Source organism: Natronomonas aquatica (assembly GCF_024449025.1).
GTDB classification, from domain to species: Archaea; Halobacteriota; Halobacteria; order Halobacteriales; family Haloarculaceae; genus Natronomonas; species Natronomonas aquatica.
The window spans coordinates 110,609-128,404 of the sequence record NZ_JAHLKM010000007.1 but is presented as its reverse complement, the minus strand read 5'-3'; the positions used below and the strand labels follow the sequence as shown (position 1 = coordinate 128,404).

The window sequence follows — 17,796 nt, the reverse complement described above, 5'->3', positions numbered from 1 at the left end:
CAAGCAACGACCAATCCTCCAAGAAACCCTCGCAACCGCTACTCAACCGAGGTGTGAGTCTTAGCTAAAGACGCATGAAAATCAAAGTTACTGAACAGATTCCACGACGTTCGCGGCATCCGCGTCCCTGCTGAAGTACGCCGAGCGTAGTCATACGCGGGCTTTGAACTCAGTCGATACAGTAGCCATTTTGAATTTAAACTGGCCTCCGACACTATAGGGAAAATATCGGTTGACGCGACTCCCTCAAAATTAGGTTGTGCCGATTTCTCAAGATTTGGACGAAGTTTTGCAAAGAGAATATCCCCTGCCTCAAATCGGCGCTTAGTGCTTGAGAGGTCATCAAGAGGCTCCCAATCCGGAACCGGGTTGTTTGGGTCAATATGCTCCAACCCAATATGTTTCTCTAATTCTATCTCTTGTGGATTAACGTTGTCTGACCGCTTATACGCTACCTGATGAAGTTGGACTTTCTTCCATCTCTGCTTCTGTGCATCACTCTCATCTCCCTTAGCGAACTCGTCCAACGTCACCTCCTCACTCATAATTCAACGCCCCGATATGCTCGTTCATTGTGGCTTCTATCTCGTCACGCTCTGCCTGCAACTCGCGTAACTTTGTCAGTTCTTCCGCCACGTCAATATCCTCCTCCGGCTCAGTAGTATCGACGTAGAGCGCGATGTTGAGATTGTAGTCGTTCTCTCGAATCTCATCAAGCGATACTGTTCTACTCACACGCTCCTCGGTCGCCCACTCGCGGAAGTTCTCAATGATCTGGTCGAGTCCATCCTTGGTGAGAACATTCTGGTTCGATTCGTCACGATAGAAATCTTCGTCAGCGGCGTGGATGAATTGCACTTCGCCCTCACGTTCGGCGGGCTTGTCCGTATTCAACACAAGGACGGCGGAGGGAATCGAGTTGTTCTGGAACAGGTTCTCGGGAAGCCCGACGATAGCCTCCACCATATCCTCCTCAAGCATGAACTCTCGATAGCGCGACTCGTGCTTGCGGAACAGCACACCATGGGGAATGACAATAGCGGCCTTGCCCCCCGCCCCATCGCGCTCGGGACGCTTGAGTTGCTTCGCCATATGCATAATAAAGGCGTAGTCGCCACGGTCGGCACGCGGGAGTTTCTCGTGCCAGTCGAAGCGCCCATACGGGTCGTCTTGGAGGTCGTCTTTCGCCCAATCAGCCGAGAACGGGAAATTTGCGAGGACGCGGTCGAAGCGCGTGAGTTCGCTGTCCTCCTCGTCGGTGAACGCGGGGGTTGAGAGAGAATCCTCGCGCTCAATCTCCCCTTCCAATCCGTGAATGGAGAGATTCATCTTCGCAATCGCGGCAATATCGGGGTTCACCTCCTGTCCGGTGAAGGTCATCTTCGTCGGGTCGCCGCCCTGCTCCTCGCGGTAGTAGCGAGCGGCCTCAATGAGCATCCCACCAGAACCAACTGTCGGGTCGTGGAAGGTCATTCCGTCGTCAAACTCATCGACAAGCCGAACGCAGAGATTCACGATGTGTGGGGGCGTGAAGAACTGCCCGCCAGACTTTCCCTCCTCCTCCGCAAAGTGACGAACCAAGTCCATATACGCCTCTCCGAGCATGTCCGGAGGGACGCTGTCTCGGTCGAGGTCGTATGTCGTGAGATGTTCAACGAGTTTTCCGAGCCGGTCGTCATCGAGTGCATCGGCATCGATGTAATCTGCGAGAAATACTCCGGTCAATTCTGAATTTTCTTCTACAAGTGCGTCAAAGGCTTCGTTAAGGGATTGATCTACGTTGTCGCTGACAGCTCGAAGATCATCCCATAGGTAGCCTTCAGGAACGACAGGAATATCATAGAGATTCTTTCGCCGTGCGAAATCCTCACCGTACTCCTCAACGTTCTGTTCGTACTGCTTCTCAAACTCGTCGGAGATTGATTTGTAGTAGACGAGTGGGAGGATGTATTCCTTGTAGTCAGTCGGGTCAACGGCATCCCGAATTATATCGGCACACTTGAACAGATGATTTTCGAGGTCGTTCAAAGAGAGTGGCATATGCATACTGTTTTGCGCCGGTATGATATGCTCTGCGGTGAGACGCAGAGTTATCGCTATAATTCGCCCGGGGGCTTTTGATGCATCCAGAGAAAGAACAGGATATGCCGTTCAGCGCGACATGGCACAATATCCTCGATAACGCCGAAGAGCTTCCCTCTGATGCAACCCTACTCACGCCTCTGTCCCGAGAACCATTCCGGATTAGGGACGTACAGGAATATCGGGTTTTGATCGAATATCGAAACAAGGACGGAACTACTCCGCTTCAGCGTGAACAGTTCGAGACACTCTTTCAACGCGTTGAGGAAAGCCGTGGAGAGTTTGATCTTGACCGACTCCCACCGGACGCCGAACCCTATGCGACGGTTCTGAGTCTCCATCCACGGTTCGAGATCGATGATCGAGAGGGTACGCTGACCGAAAGTGAGACACCGACCAGTTCACCGTTGGTTGACGCCCACGAGGTAGACACCGATAAGGGCGAACGAGAGGAACCCGATATTCCGGTCTATGCTGACGCGCTTCTGTTGATCGATGCCCTTGAGAGGTATGATCCGACAGATCTCGAAGGGATGGATACTCCGGTCTTGGTGAATCTCTATACACTTCTTTCAGATGTCCAACGGGACGCGAACGATCTCCGACAAGACGTTCGGAGTGTTCTGCTTGACCGTCTACACCACGACCAGCCTGTTTCAGGTCAGTATGGCTCAGTTCAGAGAACATCACGTCGGAACCGTTCGCTTCGAAATGAAGATGAAGTCATTCAGAAGTTGGAAGCAGAAGGAATTGATCGTGAGCGTGTGACCAGCGTGGATACCAGCAAGGTGGATGAAGCGCTTGAAGTAACGGAACTCGCTGAATCTGATCTATATGAGATCGAAGAGAGTGCATACGTTCGGAAAGCCGATGTCGATGAAGAAGAGAAGGAAACCCGACTTCAGGGACTGAAGGATCGCCTCGCCGCGACAAATGAAGAGACGGACGAACTTCAGAAAGAAATCGAAGAGCTGGAGCAACGGATTGATGATCTGACGAGCTTCGATACAGGATCATCGTTCCAGTCGAAATGAAGGGATGAAGCCTATGCCAGAAAACTGAATATAGATCGCGATAAGGGTGAGAGACTGACAACGGGCAAAGGAGAGCAGATTTAGCTTAGTTCTGTAGAGTTCCTTAGCGAACAATACAGGATAGACAAAAGTTAGATACTATTGTTTCAGATATTTATCCAGAACTCGTCTACACAGCGACCTTATCGCTACTGATATTCAGTTTTAATATCGAACTTTAACCAAGATCTAAATATGCAATATAAAACTGCAAATACGGCCATTAGAAAACCCCGGCTCCTATCCCCACTTCCTCGGCCTAAGTGAGGTTCAGCGTGGAACTACCCAATAGATAGCTCCTTCCGTTAGATGGGATCTACTTGTTATAGCGTATGGCTGGCTGATGTTTAATAGTTACTATGTACTGATAATATTTATAAAAATCGCCGTGTGAAGATGCGATTATGTTATTATAGAATTTCTATACTATAGATATAGATCCGATTTTAGCTCCCAATATTTGAATCTCGAAGGGAGGGTTTGCGATGGAAATATTAGGTCTATTTGCCGACTCAGATTTGGCTCCGGTTTCTGTGGTGGAACACGGTCAAGCTTGAACGGGGGATAGCTCAACGAATTATCGAAGCGAGAAATTGGTTAATAACACGGAGGGGAATTTAAATATTAAACCAATATTGATAACACCGCAATACCTGTCGCAACTAACGAGATAGTGATTCCCATTCTCGAATTGGCGGCGATTGTTTTAGAGTTTATTTGTTGCCCGATCATCATTAGAGACTGTTCCAATCGTTCTATTTCCATCGGAATATCTCCACTTTCGATAGACGTTAAAAGCTGATTATGTGCGGTATTGCTGGTAGAATTTATCTGTTCAAGAGAACTCAGATTTTGTGTTATCATCGCTTCGTGAAGATTCTCTATATCCTCATTGAGCCGCTGATATCTTTGTTCTAAATTGTTGAGTTCCGATTGGGTATTGTATCCTGTAATAGATAGCTCAATTTCGGAGACTTCATTTCTAAGCTCTGATAGCCGTCTGCGTGTTTCGATAATCAATTTCGCGTATTCCAACATCCCTTCGTCAATATTGTTATTCGGTAAAGGAATAATTCGGCGTGCCGCGTTCTCCAATTCCCTGCTCATATTGGAAAGCCTAATTTGCTCCTATAATATAACTCTCCTGTCTTGGTGGGTACAGTCAGAAAGGCCTTCGAATAAATTGAATCTATAATATAAAATATCTTATAAATAGAAAAAATCTAATACAAGACCGCAACAATACACCGATTGATGCACATCAATCATATCAAAATGGCTCCTACAACAGGGAGACACGCAGAACAGGTCCCCACAGATTTCTTTTATTCAAGAGTAATAGAAAAGAACCAAGAAGATTTCCAAAAAATAAGTCCAGTTGGACAGTTTAACGAGAAAGTTCGTGAGTTGGTCCGAGAACAAAAAGAGCAGATTTCTAAAGAATTGGAAGAATTTGGTGAACCAGTTTCAACTATCGCTCAAGATGTACTGTTTCCAAATGAACGCGTAAGTGTTGGGGTTAGAGGTAGGCCTCCCGGATCAGAGGATATTACAACCACCAAATACACAGGGGATCGAACCGAGAATCCAGTCCTTCTATTCCTCTTAGGAGAAGATTCTCACAGATATAGACATCCAGACGAGCGTTCAAAAGAACTTCGAATAAGCGTACTGTCAAAAGATTCTGATGACGGAGAATCCTTTCTTGGATTTTTTGCAAACGAAACTCAAGAGATTAGCACTTACGTCGGAGATTATGCTACTATCAAAGAATTAGAACATGGTGGTGAGATTGTTCATGACTATTTTAATAGGAAAGTTAATCAAAATTCAAATCTGGAAGGGTGGCATCAAGACGTTCAGAAAAACGATTTTGAAGAAGAGGTATTCGAAGCTGTAAGAGAATTTACGGGAGTGGCTCTCCCAAACATTCGTATTGAAGTTGATGTAGGAGATAATCCAGATTTTGACGTCGTAGCTCTGCCTCTCGGCGGCTTTAGTTCAAATTATGCAATTGAAGTAAAGGACTATCTGCAAGATGATAATGAAGAGGTTGCAGAGGCTCCCGCGATGAATAAAGATTCGGGAGAACTACGTTCCGAACTCATTCGTAAGCCGAAAGAATATGCAGAACAGGCTGACTTAAATCTCATAACGGTCGTTAAGGGTCTTTCTGAAGAACAATATGATAATTTACAACGGTTAGCAGACTCTTCCAATGTTATATTATTGAATGAAAGCAATTATCAAGAAGAATTGAGTAAATTTTTGTTTGAAACAAGTTTTAGAGAGATGGAAGAGTATGTAATTTAAACATTTCTTAGATAGCTTTCACGTCCCCATCTGCCCGTTCTTTGTCGCTTTATCGAATGTTTCTCCATAATCTTGTGGGTCATATCAACTCTACCAGCTGTGACCTCCTCCAGCCGATCGCCGTTCAACGAACATACTTTCGCTCAGATCTTCCGGCATCCGTTACGCTACTCTTAGTACAACGTTCAAATCTATCTGGCCTTCGCTACAATACGAGATCTACAAGCTTATCGCTTTGACCACAGCTTTATCAGACTATAGCGGCTACTGCATTATGAATCGCAAGACGTGAACGGTGGCGTGAATCCGCCGTTTCAATCCAATGAGACAATCGGAACATAATCGCATGACTACGCGGGCTTGGACTCCTGAAAAGACCCGAAGGGTCTTCATGGGTCGGGGCGGATTTGAACCGCCGACTTCCGCCGTGTGAAGGCGGTGTCATAACCGGCCTAGACCACCGACCCGCGGTTCGAGGGTATCGCCGCCCCGGACTTAACCCTTTTCAAGCTATTCGTCGGCCCGGTCGCTCCGGTAACGGTCGATCCGTTCGCGGGCGTCCGCAATCGCCTCGTGGGTCTCGCCTTCGGCTTTCTCCTGGAGTGTTTTGAGTTCCTCGCGGACCTCGTCGAACCGGCCGGGTTCGGGTTCCTCTTCCTCCCGGTCGATGAGATCGTCGACTCGCTCCCGAACGGGGGAAAGTTCCTCCGAAACCCCGGCCTTCGCCGTCTCTCCGGCACGTTTCAGGTAGTACTTGGCGTCCTCGAAGTGTTTGTTCATAAGTCAACCGTATATAGGTAAAGAACGGATAAAACGGTTGTGGCACCCCGATCCGCCCGGAACGGACGGAACGGAGGCAAAAACGGAGCGAGCGCGGACGGAACGGTTATGGAGGCGTCAGGGTTATTGAGATGGCCACGGTATAGGTGAGTATGAGCCAGAGCGTCGAAGCGTCCGACAAGCCGGTACAGGTGACCGAGGACGCCGCCGAGCAAGCCCTCTCGCTGATCGAAAACGAGGGATACGACACCGACGAGGCCGGACTCCGGCTGTTCGTCCAGCAGGGCGGCTGTGCCGGACTCTCGTATGGACTCCGGTTCGACGTCGAGCCCGAGGACGACGACGCCGTGACCGAACACCACGGGCTGCGAGTCTTCGTCGATCCGGCGAGCCAGAAATACATCAACGGTTCGGTGCTGCATTTCGAGGGAGGACTCCAGGGCAAGGGGTTCGACGTCGAGAACCCCAACGTCGAAAGCGAGTGCGGCTGTGGTGAGTCCTTCCGGACCTAACGTGCGGTAGACGCCGGTTCCTTCGTTACAACAGCGATCGGAAGCCGATGCACACTCGGTCGCGTGACTGCAGTCCGATCGATGTATAAACAGTTGCGATGGTTACGATAATCCGCCAGCGACGGTTTCGATCCCGGGGGCGCCGCACTATCTCTCGAACGGTCCGAGCGACCGCGCCGAGTTGGCGACGACGAGCGTACTCGAGGTCGCCATCGCGGCGGCGGCGAAAAGCGGGTTCAACAGGCCGGCCGCGGCGGTCGGGATCGCGATCGCGTTGTAGAGGAACGCCCACCCGAGGTTCTGTCGGATGCGGCCGTTGGTCCGATCGGCGATAGTGAACGTCTCGGGGACCGACCGGAGGTCGTCGTCGACGATCACGGCGTCAGCAGCGTCGCTGGCGAGTTGGGTACCGCTTCCGAGCGCGATCCCGAGATCCGCCGCCGCCAGCGCCGGCGCGTCGTTGCTCCCGTCTCCGACCATCGCGACAGCCCCGCGCGTTCGGAGCCGCCGGACCGTCTCTGCTTTCGCCTCCGGCGGAACACCGTCAAAGACCTCCGAGACGCCCTCGACCGACCGGAACCGGTCGGCGGCTGCCCCCTCGTCGCCGGTCAACACGACCACGGCGCGGTCCGCCGAGAGCGTCTCGACGGCGGCGCGCCACTCAGGGCGGGGCGTGTCCCCGACGGCGATGACTCCCTGAACCCGTCCGTCCCAGCCGACCGTGACCGGGACGTCCCCGTTCGCCCTGATTCGAGCGATACGGTTTCGATACCGGTCGTCGATCGCGAACCCCCGCTCCTCGAGCAGGTTCGGATGTCCGACCACTGTTTCCTGGCCGTCGACCGGCGCGCTGACACCCTGGGACGTCCGATCGAACTCCCCGGGATCAACCGGGGTCACGCCCCCGTCAGTCGCCGGCTCTTCGGGACGCGCTATCGAGTCCCGGTCCGCATACTCGACGATCGCGGCCGCGATCGGATGTTCCGAGAGCGATTCGACGGCGGCGGCCCGCCGAAGTACCTCTCCGGATCGGTCGGCGTGGACCGAGACGACGGACATCGAGCCCTCAGTCAGCGTCCCGGTCTTGTCGAGGACGACAGTTTCGATCTCCGGAGCGTCCTCGAAGACAGCCTCCGTCGTCACGATGATCCCGCGCTCGATCGCCGTCCGGATGCCGGCGGCGACCGCAAGCGGCGTCGCGAGCCCGAGCGCACACGGACAGGAGACGATGAGAACGGTCAGACCGATCAGCATGGCGGCCGTCGGGCTACCGCCCGTCAGGAGCGTCCAGCCGGCGACGACGGCCGCGAGGACGATCACGAGCGGGACGAACACCGTCGCCAGCCGGTCGGCGAGCCGCTGGACGCCCGGCGTCGAACTCTGTATCGACCACAGCAACTCGACGAGCCGATCGAGCGTACTCGTCGCCGTTTCGTCGACTTCGATCTCCAGCGGGGCGTCGGTGACGACGGTCCCGCCGGCGACGAGATCGCCCGGTCGCTTGCTCACGGGCGTGGATTCGCCGGTGACAAGTGACTCATCGACAGCTGCACTCCCCGATTGCACCGTTCCGTCGAGCGGGACCCGTTCGCCCGAACGGACGAGCAGTCTCTCGCCCGGCTCGACGGCGTCGACCGGGACGGTCTCGCCCGTCTCCGCGAGCCGGGCGTCCTCGATCCGGCTCTCGGTCAGCTCCGAGAGCCGGCCGACGGCGCGCTGTTTGATCTTGCTCTCGTAGTAGCCGCCGCCTGTTACGACGAGGATTATCGCGACAGTCACGTCGAAATAGAGGTCGGTCCGTCCGACGCCCATCGCCAGGGTGCTGTAGACGTACGCGCTGGTCGCCGCGAGCGCGACGAGTAAGTCCATGTTCGGGACCCCTGCCCGGAGGCTGACGTACGCCCCACGCAGGATCGGCCAGCCGGTGTAAAACAAAACGAAGGAGGTCATGACCCAGATGTTCGCGAAGACGTAGAGCCCGTCGAGTCCCCCGAAGTCCGCGACCGGTTCGTAGCCGAAGTAGGTCGGATACAGAAACAGCGCGTACCATACCATCACCATCATCCCGAAGAGTCCGCCGCCGACGAGGAACTTCGCGGTCTCGCTGGTGTCGCTTGCGGGGGAGCCGTCCGAGCGCCGGCTCGCGGTGTAGCCGTACCCCGAGAGCAACTCGGGGATCTCTCCCTCGTCGAGGCGGTCGGGGTCGTACCGGACGCGGACGGTGTCGGTCGCGTAACTCGCCTCGACGGCGTGGATCCCATCGTCGGTTTCGGCCCGCCCCTCGATGAACGCCTCACAGGTCGTACAGTGCATCCCGTCGACGGCGAAGAAGGCGGATTCGCCCTCGCGGTCGGATCCGTCAGAGCCGGCCGTCCGATCTGTCCCCTGTCCGTCGATCGCCTCCTTAACCGCCGCCGTTTCGCTTTCAGCCAGATCGCCGAGCGAACGCTGGACCTCGAGACAGCCGCGACAGCAAAACGTGCCGTCAACGTCCGGATCGGTGACCGGCGGCCGGGGTGTGGAGAGATCGCAGAGCCGACAGGTCGTCTCGGCGTCCGTCGGACCGTCGGCGTTCTCGGGGGTCGTCATCGGTTTCGGTTACGGTAAGTCGAAAGGCGGAGCCGACAGCCGGATCGGGGCTTTCGAACTGCGTCCGGTAGAACGGCCGCCATCAGTCAGGCCGACGCGGTGCCGTGACCCTCCGACCCTTCCGCCTCGCCCGTGAGCATAGCCATCGACGCGAGGATAATGAGAACGTTTACTGCCGAGACGGCCGCAGCGGTCCCGGAGCTCGCGATCCCGTACCACGCGACCGGGACGAACGCCAGGGCGCCGACCATCGCCGCCGCCCGCGGGGAGAGTGTATCGGATGTCATCACCCGGAGTTAGTCCCACGAAACAAAAAATCATCGCCCGAATCCCGTGGGGCAGGAACCGTAGGAAAAGTAGATAACTGGAGACACTCTACGGTCGTACATATGAGCTCAGAGCTAGAACGGGAGATCGGACACGACGAGTTCGATCCGGTCGGAACGCTCGGATTAATAACAATATACTTCCTGATACTTGTCGTCCTGTGGATATTCATGTACTTCGTCGAGTTCGCCGGCGGAGACCTGACCGTCGTCGGGGTGGTCGTATGAACATACACACCTACGAGAAGTTCTGGCTCGGCGCCTCGATGGTACTCATCGTCGGGTTCATCCTGACCATCACGTACGGATCGGTCGGGCTCGGGATCGCGATGGTGGACGATTCGGAACCCACGATCAATCCGGAAAACGTCGGCGATCACCCCGACTTCGGGGATCCTGGAGTCGAACAGGTCGGTGAAAACGAGTACGTGGTCCACGTGGTCGCGGTGCAGTTCGCGTACTTCCCGGGCGAGATCGAGGTGCCGGCCGACAGCACCGTGACGTTCAAACTCACGAGCGAGGACGTGATCCACAGCTTCAGCGTCGTCGGCACGAACGCGAACACGATGATCATTCCCGGCGAAATCGCGAGCGTGACCGTCGAGGCGGACGAACCGGGCGAATACGGGATCGTCTGCAGTGAGTACTGTGGGTCCGGACACCACGACATGGAGGGCAAACTCACCGTCGTGCCCCAAGACGAGTTCGAACTGGAGGGAGACGAATGAGCACTGAAAGCGGGACGTTCCTCGATCAGTTCCCGGCGGAAGCGAAGGTGGTCCGAACGGCGTTCTATAGCTCCTTCGTCGCGCTCTTTGTCGGCGCGCTGATGGGCATCCTGCAAGTGCTACATCGGACGGACGTCCTCCGGATCGTCGACTCGGCGGACTACTACTCGCTTCTGACACTCCATGCAGTACTGCTGGTGCTTTCGTTCTCCGTCTTTTTCCTCGTCGGTATATTCACCTGGGCCGTGACGACGAGCCTCGATCGTGGCCTCCAGGATCTCCGGTACACGTGGGCCTGGTACGGGCTGATGGCACTCGGCACGCTTTTGGCCGGCATCGCGGTCCTCGGGGCGTTCATCCCGGGACTCGATATGAGCGCGGCCGTTCTCTATACGTTCTACGCGCCGCTGCAGGCGCACCCGTTCTACTACCTCGGTCTCGCGCTCTTTATCGTCGGGACGTGGCTGGCCGGTCTCGATTGGTTCCGATCGTGGTGGGCCTGGAAGAAGGACAACCCCGACGAGCGGATCCCGCTGCCGACGTTCATGGCGCTGACGACGACGCTGTTTTGGATCCTGTCGAGCGCCGGCGTCGCCGTCTCGGTGCTCGCTTTCCTGTTGCCGTGGTCGCTCGGGATCATCGATCAGGTCAACGCGCTCTTGACCCGGACGCTGTTTTGGTACTTCGGCCACGCGGTCGTGTACTTCTGGCTGATGCCGGCGTACCTCCTGTGGTACACCATGCTTCCGAAGATTTCGGGCGGCAAGTTGTTCAGCGATCCGCTGGCGCGCGTCGTGTTCGTGCTGTTTTTGATCCTTTCGACGCCGACCGGGATCCACCACCAGTATCTCGACCCGGGGATCGCGGAGGGCTTTAAGTTCATCGCGATGGTGAACACGATGTTCCTGCTGTTACCGAGTCTGCTGACGGCCTTTACCGTCGTCGCCAGCATGGAACACGGCGCACGCCAGCGCGGCGGGAGCGGCCTGTTCGGATGGCTCAGAGCGCTCCCCTGGCGTGACCCGGTCTTCACCGGGATGGCGCTCGCGGGGCTGATGTTCGCGGCGGCCGGCTTCTCCGGTATGATCAACGCCGGCATGAACATCAACTACCTCGTGCACAACACGTGGTGGGTCGTCGGTCACTTCCATCTCACCGTCGGAACGGCGGTCGCGCTGACGTTCATGGCGGCCACCTACTGGTTCCTGCCGCAACTGACCGGCAAGGCGATCTGGAGCAAGTCGCTCGGGCTCGTTCAGGTGTTGGTGTGGTTCGTCGGGATGACGTTCATGAGTAACTCGATGCACCGCCAGGGCCTGATCGGCGTCCCGCGCCGGACCGCAGAACCACAGTACAGTGGTTTCGACTACGAGGTCGCCGTCGGCTCGATGGCCGAACTCAACATGCAGGTCATCATCGGCGGAACCCTGCTTTTCATCTCGACGCTCCTGTTCTTGACCGTCGTCGTGATGACCGTCATCGGAGACAAAGTCGACGGGCTTCCGGACAACGGCTACGCCGACACGCTTTCGGGTCCCGAGGACGCCCCGCTCGTCCTCGATAACCTGAAACTCTGGGCCGGTATCGCCGCCCTGCTCGTTATCCTGGCGTACTCGCTGCCGCTGGCGGCGATCATCACCCGTGGCGGTATCCTGGGTCCGGGCGGAAGCCCCTCGCCGCAGTTCGTCGATACGCTGCTGTTCGTCGGACGAGTGGCCGCCGACACCGTGGGCGGGGTGATCGCCTGATGCGGGTCAGCCGGGCAGGGCTCCTCGTGGCCATCGTGATCATGGTCCCGATCATCGTCGAACTCCGGACTGTGGTCGTCCATCTGGGCTTCGACGTCTCACTCGCGGAGACGGCACTTTTCGGCGCCATGATGATCGGCGCGCTCGTCCTGTGGGCGATGGCGCCCGACATTCGGGGTCGGGAACCGAACGGCGAATAAAACAGCGCAGCTGGTTTCTAGTACGCTTCGGCAAGCCCCGAAAGCGCCTCGTGTTCGGTCGTCGTGTGAGGTGCCGTAAGCGGCGAGACGCTGACGCGTCCCTCGAGTACGGCCCGTCGGTCGCTGCCCTCGGGGTCCGGCACGGAACCGCTCGCCATCAGTTCCCAGATCCGGTCGTGGATCGTGACTGTCCCGTTGCCGTCGTGTTCGGCGTCCATCTCGTAGACGTGCGAGGGCCGGGTGATCTCCATCGGCGCGGTTCCCTCCTCGGGCGGCAACGGCGCGTTGACGTTGAGGTAGTCAGCCGTCTCGAAGACGCCGACGTTCGAGGCGTGCTCGATGAGATACCGGACGGCGCGTGCGGCCTCCTCGAAGTGGACCGGATCCGGCGAGACGTTCTTGAAATCAATCCCGCCGACCGGGAAGTACACCGACGCGGCGATCGCCGGCACGTCGAAGAAGGCCGCCTCGACGGCCGCAGAGACGGTCCCGGACCGGCCGAGGACGTACGCCCCGAGGTTCGCCCCGTGGTTGCACCCCGAAACGACAAGGTCGGGGTCGATATCCAGCGCACCCAGTCCCGCGATAACGCAGTCGGCGGGCGTCCCCTCGACGGCGTACCCGAGTTCGTGTTCGGTCAACGCCACGTCGGTCGAGAGCTGTCTGCCGACGGCGCTTTGATCGTCCGCGGGGGCGACCGCGGTCACGTCGGCGATCGGCGAGAGGCGCTCGTAGAGCGTCCGCAGACCGACCTCGTCGATCCCGTCGTCGTTCGTGAGGAGAATTCGCATACGACGAGTGCGTTCGGCCGCCGCAAAAGCCCACCGCTATCTGGGCCGGGCACGGGGGTCCGGACACGAGTTCCGGAGGTGACCAAGACGGGGACTACCGGCTCCCGAGCAGTTCCTTGGCGTTCTTCAGATACATCGGGATCGCCGTTCGGCGGGCCCGGTCGATCGCCCCGCGTACGGCGGTTCCGACCGACTCGAAACAGCCCTCGCCGTGGCCGACGACCAGCCGGTCGGGGTCGTATACCCGGAGCTGTTTCGGGGGGAACGGACGCAACATGGGATGGACGCCGAGCGTCTCGTCGGGGGCACGGAAGTGTGGGGCGGTCCCGAGTGCCTCGGGGACAACGAGTGTTTCGCCGTCGAAGAGGACCGCCTCCTGCCAGAACGGGTTATCGAGCAAGCGGATCACCTCGAACCCCGCGAGCCGGTCGTCGAACCGCTCTATCGGCGCAGCGAGATCGCCGGCGACGCCGCTCATCCATTCGGGAACGTAGACCGGGACGTCGTGCCGTGTCGCGATCGCCGCCGCGTCGCGTTTGTGTCGATCGAGCAGGACGACGACGCCGGCGGGGTCGGCGTACTCCCCGAGCCGTTCGTCCAGTCCCTCGGCGTCGACCGGATCGAGGATCCAGAGCCCGTCGTCGCTCTCGATTGCGTGGGCAGTCCGTCGCATCGTCTCCTCGGGGTAGGCGATCCACCCGACGCCGCCGTCGAACCGATCGACGACGGTCAACTCGCCCGCCCCGGTGCCTTTCATCGGCATACGTTACGGTAGGGCAGAGAGACGTATAAGCGCGCGGCCCGCGGTAGCTTCGACCCGGTCGTCGGCCCGGGCCCTCCGTCCAGTAGGCCACCGTGGACGGTCACGAACGCGGCAAGAATTTTTTCTATCCCCGTCCGTTGAAACGACCGTGGATCCGCCTCGATTTCGAATGCTGACCCGGCGTCGATTCCTTTCCGGCCACGGAAGCGTCGCCGCGCTCGCCGTGGTGGCCGGCTGTACCGACAGCGGGACCGATACCCCGGACGGCACGGAGAGCGAAGAAACGGACGGCTCGGGGGATGTAGACGGCGATACCGACGACTCGAGTCCGGACACCGGAGGCGACGGTGAGGACGGCGATACCGAACCCGACGGAACGGGGACTGATGATGAAGACAGCGACACGGCGAACGAAAGCGGGAACCCGGACGACCCCGATCTCCGGGAGGCAAACGTCGTAGACGTCGCGTTCGAGGGGGGAGACGGGACCTACGAGTTCGAGGTGACACTGCATCACGACGACGACGGCGAGGACGGTTACGCGAACTGGTGGCAGATCGAACGGCTCGACGGAACACAGCTCGGTCGACGGGAGTTGTTGCACGCCCACTCGCGACAGCCGTTCACGCGGTCGGAAACGATCGAAATTCCCGACGGCGTCGACTGCGTCGTCGTGCGTGGACACGACGAGACCCACGGATACGGCGGGCTCGCCGCGACGGTGGATCTGGCGTCGGGGGCGACGCGGACGATCGCCCAGGGATCCGAAAAGCGCCCGTTCGGCGCTGACGAGTGCCCCGAATAGTTCCGTGCCACCGGCGTGTCACCGGCATTTCACCGGCCCCACCGCCGGTTTCCGCCTGTAGGTTTATTCCGGACCGCGCCGAACCGACAGTATGCTCGATTCGTGCCGCTGGCTCGCCCCGGAGGTCAAACGCCCCGACCGGATCGGTTCGTTCTACGAGGAGCATCTCTCGGTCCCCGTAGCCGCCGACTCGGACCGCGAGCGGGTCCTCGATGTCGGCGGCGGCTCCGAACTCCGGTTGCGCCGGCCCGACGGCGTCCCCCGCGGGGGACTCCATACACATTACGCGCTGTCGTGTCCGGCCGACGCCTACGAGCGGTGGTTCGAGCGGCTCTCGGCGGCGTTCGATCTACAGGAGGTCGACTTCGGGAGCATGCGCTCTCTGTACTTTTACGATCCGGCCGGCAACTGCGTCGAGATCGGCGGCACCGACGACGTGCAGGGCGGCGGGGAGCCGACGCTGTCGGGGCTCTTCGAGGTCGTACTCGAGGTGGAATCGCTGCCCGACGCCGAGGAGTTCTACGCCGATCTTGGCTTCGAGGTCGTCGACCGCGGGGAGAACCGCCGCCGGACGCGGCTCACGACGGGGGCGTTCGACATCGAGTTGTGGGAGCCACACCTCGGGCTGGCCGACGCCCGCGGCGGCGTCCACGTCGATATCGGGATCGGAACAGCCGACCCGGAAGCGGTCGCCGGCGCGGTCGCGGGACGGACCACGAAACGCGAGACGGTCGCCGATAGCGTCCGGATCCGGGACCCTGATGGGCATTACCTGACGCTTCTCGGGTAGGCGGCTCAACCGAGGCGATCCGAGTCGATCTCCCGTCCCGGCGGCGAGACGACGAGGAATCCACGGAAGTGCATCAACTCCCCGCCGAGATCGCGGACCTCGCGGGCGAACCCTGCCGCGAGTTCGTTCAACTCGCCCTCGATGTTCAACACGAGCACGTCGTCGTTTTCGACGTGTTCGATCCACGCCTCGGGATCGGTCGTCCCGTCGAGGACGCCGAGAACGACCTGTCCGCCCGGCTCCGGTTCGTCGAGTTCCCCTTCGGCCGTCTGGAGATCGAGGTCGAAATCGCTCATAACGGTCACTCGCTCCGGGGGAGAAAAAGCTTGCCGGCGTCGTTCGGCGTGCGGCGGGCTGTCGATCCCGGACCGTCGAGACGCGTCGCTTTTGTCCGTCGGAGACCAACCCCCGGAAGTGACGGACGATCCTGCGGATCCGAACGGGGACGCCTCCTCGATCGACGCCGGGGCGTTTTACGACCTCCTCGAGGCGCGGCGCCGGCCCGCCGTGACGACCGCCGAGGTCGCGGAATCGATCGGGTGTTCGATCGAAGCGGCGGCGGACGCGCTCGCGGAGCTGGTCGACGGAAGCGAGATCGGGCGGCTGGCGCCCGACGGCGACAACGTGTGGTTCCCCGATCGCGTGGGATCGGCCGAGGAACGTCTCACGGTGTTCGGATCGCGCCGGCGGATCGTCGCCGACCGCCCGGCCCAGTACACCAGGGCACTCCTTACGCAGTTCGCCCACCTCGAGGAGACCAACGGCGAGGGCGGCTACGTCTACACGGTCCGTGAGGAAGACATCTGGAACGCGCCCTACGAGACGCTCCCGGAGCTGACGGCGACGGTCCGGTCGGCACTGGGGGACCGATACGAGGCGCTGGAGGAATGGATCGAAGGACAGTGGGAGCGGGCCCACAAGTTCCGGCTGACGACTCACGAGGACGGTTACGTGGTCCTCGAGGCGAAAAGCGCCGACCTGCTGGGTAACGTCGCCGAACCGAAACTGGACGACGACGTGTTGCGGGCGAAGATCGGCGACACGACGGCCTGGGTCGCCGACGACCGCACCGCCGAACTCAAGCGGACGCTCTACGAGGCGGGCTACCCGGTCGAGGATCACCGGGATCTGGAGACCGGCGACGAGTTGGCCTTCGATCTCACCCTCGAGTTGCGACCCTATCAGGCCGATTGGATCGTTCGCTTTGCCGATGCCGGATCGGGCGTCCTCGTCGGCCCGCCCGGATCGGGAAAGACGGTCGCCGCCCTCGGTATCATGGCCGACGTCGGCGGCGAGACGCTCGTGTTGGTGCCCTCCCGGGAGCTGGCTACCCAGTGGCACGACGTCCTCCTCGAGGAGACGACCCTGTCGCCGGAGCAGATCGGCGAGTACCACGGCGGGCGAAAGGAGATCCGGCCCGTCACGATCGCCACCTACCGGACGGCCGGGATGGACCGTCACCGCCGGCTCTTCGACTCCCGGAAGTGGGGGTTGATCGTCTACGACGAGGTCCATCACATCCCGAGCCCGATCCACCGCCGGAGCGCCAGCCTCCAGACCAAACACCGGCTCGGACTGACCGCGACGCCGGTGCGGGAGACCGAAGACCAAGAGCAGATCTACACGCTCGTCGGCCGCCCGATCGGCACCGACTGGGAGGCGCTCTTCGATGCCGGCTACGTGGCCGAACCCGAGGTCGAGATCCGGTTTCTGCCGTGGGGGTCGGAGCTACACCGAAACGAGTACGACGCGGCCGTCGGCCACGAGAAACGACAGCTCGCGGCGACCAATCCGGCGAAAATCCGCGAGATCGCCGCGATCCTCCACGAACACCGCGGTTCGAAGGCGATCGTCTTCGTCGAGTTCCTCGAACAGGGCGAGGCGATCGCCGAGGAACTCTCCGCCCCCTTTATCAGCGGCGAGACGCCGCATGCACGCCGGAGTCGGCTGTTCGATCGGTTCCGGAGCGGTCGGCTGGATACGATCGTCGTCTCCCGGGTCGGCGACGAGGGGATCGATCTGCCGGACACGGAGGTCGCGATCGCGGCCTCGGGGCTCGGCGGCTCCAGACGGCAGGGCACCCAGCGGGCCGGCCGGACGATGCGTCCCGTCGGGAAGGCGCGGATGTACGTCCTGGCGACACGCGGGAGCCGGGAGGAAGACTTCGCCAGAAAGCGGACGAAACACCTGGCGGCCCGCGGCGTTCGGGTCCGGGAGGCCGAACCGGTCACGGCGGGACCGGAGGCGAGGACCGACCGATCCGGCGAGGGGACGACCCCGATCGGCGAGGAATGAA

Annotated in this window: 18 protein-coding genes, 1 tRNA gene and 1 pseudogene; 10 read left to right on the top strand and 10 right to left on the bottom strand. The window is 59.4% G+C overall.

The genetic code is table 11. The annotated features are described in order from the left end of the window. Window positions 1-38 precede the first annotated feature (38 nt). Window positions 39-545 (bottom strand): restriction endonuclease subunit S domain-containing protein, encoded by a 507-nt coding sequence (locus KM295_RS08060; protein WP_256029434.1) that lies wholly within the window; start codon window positions 543-545, stop codon window positions 39-41. Next, window positions 538-2,040, bottom strand: coding sequence for a type I restriction-modification system subunit M (locus KM295_RS08055; protein ID WP_256029433.1), 1,503 nt, complete (start codon window positions 2,038-2,040; stop codon window positions 538-540). The genes KM295_RS08060 and KM295_RS08055 overlap by 8 nt, the downstream gene beginning before the upstream one ends. Window positions 2,041-2,144: 104 nt before the next feature. Here KM295_RS08055 and KM295_RS08050 point away from each other — a divergent pair, with 104 nt between their 5' ends. Continuing rightward, window positions 2,145-3,116, top strand: a complete 972-nt coding sequence (locus KM295_RS08050; RefSeq protein ID WP_256029439.1) for a DUF7983 family protein — start codon at window positions 2,145-2,147, stop codon at window positions 3,114-3,116. Between the two features lie 663 nt (window positions 3,117-3,779). Here the strand turns inward: KM295_RS08050 and KM295_RS08045 are convergent. Further along, a complete protein-coding gene (locus KM295_RS08045; protein ID WP_256029432.1) occupies window positions 3,780-4,262 on the bottom strand; it encodes a hypothetical protein in 483 nt (160 codons plus the stop codon). Window positions 4,263-4,409: 147 nt separating this feature from the next. Here KM295_RS08045 and KM295_RS08040 point away from each other — a divergent pair, with 147 nt between their 5' ends. Then, window positions 4,410-5,468 carry a hypothetical protein gene (locus tag KM295_RS08040; protein WP_256029431.1) on the top strand — a complete coding sequence of 353 codons (1,059 nt, stop codon included), beginning with the start codon at window positions 4,410-4,412 and terminating at the stop codon, window positions 5,466-5,468. A 392-nt stretch (window positions 5,469-5,860) separates the two neighbouring features. On the opposite strand, the gene KM295_RS08035 is transcribed toward KM295_RS08040, so the two are convergent. Both KM295_RS08035 and KM295_RS08030 read right to left on the bottom strand, forming a co-directional pair. Next, window positions 5,861-5,935 (bottom strand) — tRNA-Val (locus tag KM295_RS08035). Between the two features lie 43 nt (window positions 5,936-5,978). Then, on the bottom strand, window positions 5,979-6,248 hold the full coding sequence (locus KM295_RS08030; RefSeq protein WP_256029430.1) for a DUF7553 family protein: 270 nt from the start codon (window positions 6,246-6,248) through the stop codon (window positions 5,979-5,981). 152 nt (window positions 6,249-6,400) lie between these two features. Here KM295_RS08030 and KM295_RS08025 point away from each other — a divergent pair, with 152 nt between their 5' ends. Next, window positions 6,401-6,760 (top strand): HesB/IscA family protein, encoded by a 360-nt coding sequence (locus KM295_RS08025; RefSeq protein WP_256029429.1) that lies wholly within the window; start codon window positions 6,401-6,403, stop codon window positions 6,758-6,760. Between the two features lie 147 nt (window positions 6,761-6,907). Here KM295_RS08025 and KM295_RS08020 read toward each other — a convergent pair whose 3' ends face one another. Both KM295_RS08020 and KM295_RS08015 read right to left on the bottom strand, forming a co-directional pair. Beyond that, the gene (locus tag KM295_RS08020; protein ID WP_256029428.1) at window positions 6,908-9,349 is read right to left on the bottom strand and encodes a heavy metal translocating P-type ATPase; all 2,442 of its coding nucleotides are present in this window, start codon (window positions 9,347-9,349) and stop codon (window positions 6,908-6,910) included. 86 nt (window positions 9,350-9,435) lie between these two features. Further along, window positions 9,436-9,636, bottom strand: a complete 201-nt coding sequence (locus tag KM295_RS08015; protein ID WP_256029427.1) for a DUF8131 family protein — start codon at window positions 9,634-9,636, stop codon at window positions 9,436-9,438. Between the two features lie 102 nt (window positions 9,637-9,738). Between KM295_RS08015 and KM295_RS08010 the strand changes: the two genes are divergently transcribed. From KM295_RS08010 to KM295_RS07995, 4 genes and pseudogenes are all read left to right on the top strand, one after another. Further along, window positions 9,739-9,903 (top strand): cytochrome oxidase, encoded by a 165-nt coding sequence (locus tag KM295_RS08010; RefSeq protein ID WP_256029426.1) that lies wholly within the window; start codon window positions 9,739-9,741, stop codon window positions 9,901-9,903. After that, window positions 9,900-10,388, top strand: a pseudogene (locus KM295_RS08005) (cytochrome c oxidase subunit II); the annotation flags it as partial. The gene KM295_RS08010 and the pseudogene KM295_RS08005, both read left to right, overlap by 4 nt. Before the next feature lie 11 nt (window positions 10,389-10,399). Next, window positions 10,400-12,151, top strand: coding sequence for a b(o/a)3-type cytochrome-c oxidase subunit 1 (locus KM295_RS08000; protein WP_256029424.1), 1,752 nt, complete (start codon window positions 10,400-10,402; stop codon window positions 12,149-12,151). Then, window positions 12,151-12,351 carry a hypothetical protein gene (locus KM295_RS07995; protein ID WP_256029423.1) on the top strand — a complete coding sequence of 67 codons (201 nt, stop codon included), beginning with the start codon at window positions 12,151-12,153 and terminating at the stop codon, window positions 12,349-12,351. Before KM295_RS08000 ends, KM295_RS07995 begins: the two co-directional genes overlap by 1 nt. A gap of 17 nt (window positions 12,352-12,368) precedes the next feature. Here KM295_RS07995 and surE read toward each other — a convergent pair whose 3' ends face one another. Both surE and KM295_RS07985 read right to left on the bottom strand, forming a co-directional pair. Then, on the bottom strand, window positions 12,369-13,142 hold the full coding sequence (gene surE, locus KM295_RS07990) for a 5'/3'-nucleotidase SurE (RefSeq protein WP_256029422.1): 774 nt from the start codon (window positions 13,140-13,142) through the stop codon (window positions 12,369-12,371). Window positions 13,143-13,236: 94 nt separating this feature from the next. Continuing rightward, window positions 13,237-13,905: a hypothetical protein gene (locus KM295_RS07985; RefSeq protein ID WP_256029421.1), complete on the bottom strand. Its 669-nt coding sequence runs from the start codon at window positions 13,903-13,905 to the stop codon at window positions 13,237-13,239. Between the two features lie 148 nt (window positions 13,906-14,053). Between KM295_RS07985 and KM295_RS07980 the strand changes: the two genes are divergently transcribed. Next, window positions 14,054-14,710 (top strand): twin-arginine translocation signal domain-containing protein, encoded by a 657-nt coding sequence (locus tag KM295_RS07980; protein ID WP_418904766.1) that lies wholly within the window; start codon window positions 14,054-14,056, stop codon window positions 14,708-14,710. Window positions 14,711-14,801: 91 nt separating this feature from the next. Further along, complete coding sequence (locus KM295_RS07975; RefSeq protein WP_256029420.1) at window positions 14,802-15,500, top strand: VOC family protein; 699 nt, start codon at window positions 14,802-14,804, stop codon at window positions 15,498-15,500. A 5-nt stretch (window positions 15,501-15,505) separates the two neighbouring features. Here the strand turns inward: KM295_RS07975 and KM295_RS07970 are convergent, their stop codons facing one another. Beyond that, window positions 15,506-15,796 (bottom strand): DUF5779 family protein, encoded by a 291-nt coding sequence (locus KM295_RS07970; RefSeq protein WP_256029419.1) that lies wholly within the window; start codon window positions 15,794-15,796, stop codon window positions 15,506-15,508. Window positions 15,797-15,914: 118 nt separating this feature from the next. On the opposite strand from KM295_RS07970, the gene KM295_RS07965 reads away from it, so the two are divergent. Continuing rightward, the gene (locus KM295_RS07965) at window positions 15,915-17,795 is read left to right on the top strand and encodes a DEAD/DEAH box helicase (protein ID WP_256029418.1); all 1,881 of its coding nucleotides are present in this window, start codon (window positions 15,915-15,917) and stop codon (window positions 17,793-17,795) included. The last annotated feature ends 1 nt before the right edge of the window (window position 17,796 follow it).